At 50.8% G+C, this 1,804-nt stretch carries 2 protein-coding genes; both read left to right on the top strand.

The genetic code is table 11. The features are described from left to right. A partial coding sequence (locus AC1DWT_RS51210) for an acyltransferase family protein (RefSeq protein ID WP_477926265.1) occupies nt 1-437 on the top strand: 437 nt, incomplete at its 5' end. Nucleotides 438-567: 130 nt separating this feature from the next. Next, on the top strand, nt 568-1,804 hold a 1,237-nt coding region (locus AC1DWT_RS51205), incomplete at its 3' end, for an O-antigen ligase family protein (RefSeq protein WP_477926264.1).

Raw genomic sequence — 1,804 nt, 5'->3', positions numbered from 1 at the left:
CATTGTGGGCGTACTCCGACAAGATAAAAGTTGACTGGCGGCTTGCAGCAATTTCATGCATGGGGATACTTATCGGCGTGTGGCTACCTGACTATCGATTGTCTGCAGCCCCGTCGCTCGCCTATCTGGTCTTCTGGCTCGCGGTGCACATGAAGAACGCAATTTTCATCCGGCGCAACGACTACTCCTATGGGATATTTCTGTATAGCTTTCCTGTGCAACAGCTGATTCTGTGCCTTGGATTTCCTTATCGTAGCCCGCTGATCTTTTTCGTATTCGCATTAGTGCTCACTTTGCCATTTGCGTTCGCCAGTTGGCATTTAGTTGAAAAGCCGATTCGTGACAGGAAGCGCGAGCTGGATAAACGAGATGCAATCAAGAGACCGCTTGATCTGGACTCCAGAATCACTTACCCGAGTCAGTTGAGTAGGAAATGATTCAGGTGATGGTGAAAGTTGTCGATGCTTACGTTAGTAGCAAGCGATGGGACGCACTGATCGCGAATATCAAATATGGAATCACGTTGTATCCGACACCGCCGATTAATGTGTTGTTGATAAACAAGCATTGGCGAAGGCGTTGAAACAAACCATTGACCAATGCTCCGACGTCCAGTCGCGCGCAAAGGACGTCTGTCCATCACGCATGGCGACCGGGCTAAACCTCGCCATGCTATTCGGTCTTGTACTATTCGCAGTAGCCCCGATGCCGGAAGTATCTCCGAAAGGAATTAGCACACCACTCGGAACCGTCTACCTTCCCGAACTATTTGGGGTGACCGGCACTCTGCTCTGTCTTGGATACGTGACCAAAGTGTGGCGGAACGGAAGTCAATGGATTCTGGGCTTCTTGGCAGTAGTTGTTTTGTTCACCTTCGTGGGTGTACTTAACGGTGGAGAAATGGGCGCGGCTTTTAGAGATGTTCGCGGGCCACTTATCTTTATCTGTGTAGTCGTCATGATGTTGTTTTCGCTCAGATTCGATCAGGCTAACCTATTAAGGCTGGGGCCCCGCGCTCTCAAGCTAATAGTGCTTTGGTCGGCCGTTGCAGCGATACTGGGCGTTGCAGGTCTCGGAGGATGGATTAGCGGTCGGTTCACTGCGGCTTCGCTGTACGGGTTAGGGAGTTCGGGCGAGAGCGATCTGTCACGCCAGCTTCTGTCAAGTGGTCGGCTTCTCGTCGCCGTTCTGTGCTTCTACATCATCTATTTTTGCCGCAGGCCAGCGGCTAAGGTCGGATTCTGTAACTACGCAGTAATTATTAGTTGCTCCGTGGCGTTGCTCTTAACCTTCTCGCGAAACCATCTTGTAACAGTAGTCGCCGCCCTGGTCGTCGCGACGATATTTGCAGCTCGGTACACGAGTGCAATCCTGTGCGCTATCAAGCTGGTGGCTGTGAGTGCTGGAGCGATTACATTAGCAAGTGTTTTGGTTGCGACGCTGTCGGAGCGCTTCAACTCACTAATTGAAAACGTCACGTCGACCTTTCGTACGCGTGTTGTCGAAGGGCTTGATCCGTCAGTCATAAATGTTGAATCCAGTGCTGAATGGCGCGATACCGAACTGCAAATGGCATTGAGCTCTATTGCGTCAAGGTTCTGGCTCGGTACGGGATTCGGCAGCCCCTACCGTGGTTACGCAATAGGTGAGGTGTTTAGTGGCTCATATGGCCTAACCTATATTCATAATTCGTTCCTCTGGATTCCGGTCAAGATTGGCATGCCATTGGCTCTTCTCATTTTGGCGATGTGGATCGGATTATTTATCCGAGTCTGGTCGAGAACATTACTTAATCGGGACAGCA

It is taken from the genome of Rhodococcus sp. P4_B6 (assembly GCF_056402215.1).
The sequence above is the reverse complement of the archived record's forward strand: the minus strand, read 5'-3'. Positions and strand labels throughout refer to the sequence as shown.